Source organism: Pseudochrobactrum sp. AO18b, from assembly GCF_000409565.1.
GTDB lineage: Bacteria > Pseudomonadota > Alphaproteobacteria > Rhizobiales > Rhizobiaceae > Pseudochrobactrum > Pseudochrobactrum saccharolyticum.
Map to the genome: position 1 here is coordinate 1 of NZ_ANNO01000048.1, position 4278 is coordinate 4278.

General features: G+C 50.9%; 4 protein-coding genes and 1 pseudogene. 2 read left to right on the forward strand and 3 right to left on the reverse strand.

Annotated elements, in window-relative coordinates; genetic code table 11:
* Positions 1-98: 98 nt before the first annotated feature.
* A pseudogene (gene chpT, locus A918_RS19150) lies at positions 99-725 on the reverse strand (histidine phosphotransferase ChpT); the annotation flags it as partial.
* A gap of 235 nt (positions 726-960) precedes the next feature.
* On the reverse strand, positions 961-1134 hold the full coding sequence (locus tag A918_RS21660; RefSeq protein WP_156831370.1) for a hypothetical protein: 174 nt from the start codon (positions 1132-1134) through the stop codon (positions 961-963).
* 107 nt (positions 1135-1241) lie between these two features.
* Here A918_RS21660 and A918_RS0102125 point away from each other — a divergent pair, with 107 nt between their 5' ends.
* Positions 1242-1826: a DUF1134 domain-containing protein gene (locus tag A918_RS0102125; RefSeq protein WP_022709456.1), complete on the forward strand. Its 585-nt coding sequence runs from the start codon at positions 1242-1244 to the stop codon at positions 1824-1826.
* 197 nt (positions 1827-2023) lie between these two features.
* Positions 2024-2983, forward strand: coding sequence for a hypothetical protein (locus tag A918_RS19155; RefSeq protein ID WP_022709457.1), 960 nt, complete (start codon positions 2024-2026; stop codon positions 2981-2983).
* A gap of 93 nt (positions 2984-3076) precedes the next feature.
* Here A918_RS19155 and A918_RS0102135 read toward each other — a convergent pair whose 3' ends face one another.
* Positions 3077-4162 (reverse strand): siderophore-interacting protein, encoded by a 1086-nt coding sequence (locus A918_RS0102135; RefSeq protein WP_022709458.1) that lies wholly within the window; start codon positions 4160-4162, stop codon positions 3077-3079.
* Positions 4163-4278 lie beyond the last annotated feature (116 nt).

A 4278-nucleotide genomic window follows, 5' to 3' on the forward strand; every position in this document is an offset into this window, starting at 1 on the left:
GCTGATCAATCGTCAGCCAGCGTACCGGCATCTGCGGCAAGTGTACCGTCATCGGCTTCAGGCACATCGCCCTGAAAAGCCGGTTCAACTTCTGCTTTCTGCGCACGGAAGACGATTTCTTCTTCGCTCACATCAATAATGATTTCCATACCGGCTTCCTGTGCCAGCAACAATGTGTAGTAAGGCTGCACTGAATGCGCATCAATAGCCTCTTCCGGAATAATACCGTCGTGCAGTTCCTTAAATTTCGGCGGAACGCGCAGCATACGACCGCGTGTTTTAATGCTGATTTTCGGATCGGTTTCCGCATCTTCCAGCACCACATCCAGATTACCGCCACGCGGAATGGAAGAAATACCGATCAGGATCAAATTCAGCAGCAGCTTCACCTGATTCTTAGGCAGGAAAGCGCGGTTGCCGGTCCAGGTAAATTCAGGCTTTTCATTCGCCATATAGGCGGTGGCAACATTCTGTGCATCACCGGTATCGATCTGCACACCGGCAGAACCGGCAGCGCCGAAAGCGATACGGGCAAATTGCAGACGGGCAGACGCATTACGCGCACTGGCAGCAATCAGCGCCATTGCATCTTCATCCGCACCGCCCTCTTCCAGTAATTCCAGACCATTATTAATCGCACCGACCGGTGAAATAATGTCATGGCAAATGCGGCTGCACAGCAATGCGCCGAGATCAACCGCAGAAAGAACAACAGGCAAGGCCATTGATTGCATCTCCAAATTTCATATCTGCCTGCCGGCAGGCTTCGACAAAGTTCCGGCTCAGCTTTGCGGGCAAAATCTGTCACATCGCAAAGCGAATCACCGGAACATAAACTGATAACAGGACGCCATGGCATCCTTATGCCGCGATTATGCGCCAAGAGGCTTAATGATTACCAAATAACAGGACAAAAACAGCTTTAATGCTTTTTCATTAAGCCATTGAAAGGACAATTTTTCATATAAACAATTCGACAAGGTTTTTGACGCTACAATAAGGGTCATATCCGTGCGGAAGGCTATAAAAATCAAACAGCCGTTTCGCCAAACCACCGTATCCTGCTGTTCCGGCAAGATACATACCGGATAAAGCAATCATCAGAATTGCGGCTCCGGACAGGGATTTAAGCATGTGCAGCAATCATTTGCGCATGTTTGGAAATACGGACAACAGCACCTGTTAAGTGTGTTCATTGTCCCGTCAGACAGAATGAGCCAAGCAGCCAGAAGGATTTTTTTATGGCTACCCTAAACCTGTCCTCTTTCCGTGTGCATATTGCATCGGTCATAATAGGATTACTGGCTCTGATCAGCGTCATACCGCAGCAGGCCAAAGCCAATGAAGGCTTCAGCATGGAGGAAATTGTTGCCTCCGGCCATCGTTTCTTTGGCTCAACCTCAGGCGGCATTGCCTCCGCCATTGAAAAAGCGTTCCAGAGTTACGGCCTGCCAAACGGCTATATTCTGGGTGAAGAAGGTTCCGGCGCCTTTGTAGGCGGCCTCACTTACGGTGAAGGCACGCTCTACACCAAAAATGCCGGCGATCACAAAACCTACTGGCAGGGGCCTTCCCTTGGTTGGGATTTCGGTGGTCAGGGTTCGCGCGTTATGATGCTGGTTTACAATCTTGATGATGTAAACATGCTCTATGGCCGCTATGCGGGCGTTTCCGGCTCTGCCTATATTATTGCCGGTGCAGGTTTTAATGTGCTGAAGCGCGGCAATATTCTGCTGGTACCAATCCGTACCGGTGTCGGTGGCCGTCTCGGCGTCAATATCGGCTATCTCAAGCTGACACCAAGCGCGACATGGAATCCGTTCTGATCGCAGACATATGACCGGAGAGAGAATTGGAAAATTCTCTCTTTTACAGGCGCATCCCGTATATTTTGTGGATCAGATGCGCATTCAGTCAAAGGGACAGAGCAGTAATCCGGTTAAATCAGACCGGAATGCACTCTGAATGATTTAAATTTCATGCATTCATGTCATAATCTGAAAGCACCGGAGATCGGCAGATCGTGATACAATCCGTACTGATTTTCCTGCTGGGCTTTTTATGCGCAGTCTTTCTGATTTTGCTGGCAGCGCCATTGTTCTGGCGACGCGCAAATTATCTGTGGCAAAAACAGATGAATGCCCAGCTGCCGCTTTCGCTGACAGCTATTGAAGCCGACAGGGATATGCTGCGTGCATCCCATGCCGCCGCGCTCCGTAAAGCGGAAATGCAAACCTCGGAAATCCGTGAGAAGCACACTCAGGCATTGTTGAAAATCAGCACGGATCGTCATGAAATTGAGAAGATTCTGCCTTTGCAGCAGGAGCTTGAAATTGCCAGAATACAACAGAAAGACGACCGGCAGACTTTAAACGCTGCGCAGGAGCAGATGAAAAAGCTTCAGCAGAAACAGCAGGCCGCATTTGATGAAAACGGCCGGATGCAACGCCAGAATGAAGCATTGAGCCATCTCAGTGATACGCTGCGTGAAGAGGTCTCCCGTCGTGAAAGCGAAGCAGACCGGTTGCGGCGTGAAGCAGGCGATCTGCGGCAGGAAAAGAAACAACTTAACAGCTTGAAGTCAGAACTGGCTTCTCAGGTGGCATCATTGAAAACATCTCTTGAAAGCGAGAAACAGCGTAATCAGGCGCTTGAGGAGAAACTGCATCGTCTGATTTCAGAACTCTCTGATGCGCAGGAAAAACTCGAACGACAGAGTAAAACCATGAGCTCCGGCGAAAAATCCGCTGAGAATGAAAGCCGGACGCTGAGTGACGAAGATAACCAGCTGCGGGAAACCATTAGTGATCTCGCTGCTGAAATGGTTGCCAGAACGGCGGCTCAGGAAGGTGAAACCTCTCCTATCCAAACATTGCTGAAAGAACCGGACACAGAACCGGCTGCTCCAGCCAAAAGCACCAAAAAAGCAAAAGCATCAAAACAGAAAAGTCTGGCCGGACGCATTAAAAAGATCACTGCCTGACATGAGAGCGCCGTGCGCCAGACTTGGCACACAAAGGTCGCTCTCATGTCAGGCAGTAGCTTTCCTTAAAATCGTACAGCCAAAGCCATCCGCTTAATGGTCGTCCGTAACGCCACGCCGCCAATAGGCAACCGCCATGTGGTCATCGCGTTTCAGACCGCATTCTTTACGCCAGAAGCCGCGAATAGCTTTAAAAGCATCGAACTCACAGCCAGCCCATGCAAACAACCGGCGTCCTTCGCTTTGCGCCGGCATGGCCTGTTTTACCGCATCAATCAGCAGTGTTGTTGTACCGGCTTCCGCACCGTTACGATGCAACCATTTCAGATCAAGCTGTGCCTGAGTTTCCAGTAGCTGTTCTTCCGCACTGTCAGCTACTTCAATACGCACAATTGCCGATGCCGTCGCCGGCAGTCTTTCCAGAATACGGGAAATAGCGGGTAAGGCAGTCTCATCACCGACCAGAATAAAATCATCACCCGCAGGCATATCCCCGCCACCGGGGCCGGTCATGCCGATAATATCACCGGTCTGCGCCTGCATGGCCCATTCTGTTCCCGGTGCTTCAACCGTGCTGGGATGCACGACCATATCAATATCAACCCAGCCCTGCTCAACATCAATGGTCCGGATTGTATAGACACGATTTTGCAGACGGTGCTCACCATCCGGCCAGACCGGACGACCATCAGCCCCCAGATGAGGCCATATCGGTTTGAGCGGCGGTTTAGGCGGCAATATCAGGCGGATATGAAGCCCGCCGCTGGCATAGCGCCCCAGATCATCGCCCTGCAATCTGATCCGGCGCATATGCGGCGTAATATTGCGCACGGCAATGACCTTCATTTCGCGGAAAAACGGTGGCAGACTGCCCTCGCCTGCGCCGTCGCCTTCCCAGCGGAAGCTCACAGCTTCGGCACCCGCATGGTGGACAATACCTTCCGCGACAGCAAATTTCAGATAAGACAGATCGCTTTCATTGGCAGCCTCGGCGGTTACGGTAAAACGCTCCTGTTCCAGCCTGAGTTTTGCCACCCCCATCAGCAGCGGAATTGTACCTTCATTCCCTGTGCGCTCCACGGCATAATGTTCACCATAAACACGTAGAAGATTTTCGAAAATTATCTCTGCCTGCGCGGAGGAAACTTCCGTTTGCGCAATAAATACAGGCTTATTCATCATCTCTCCTGCAGTCTCTGCCGGTTAAAACCGGCGGGTTATCTGCAGCTAACACCCGATAATATGAATTTTCAATTCATATTTTAATTTGCAGTCACACTGACTGCCCGTCTGAA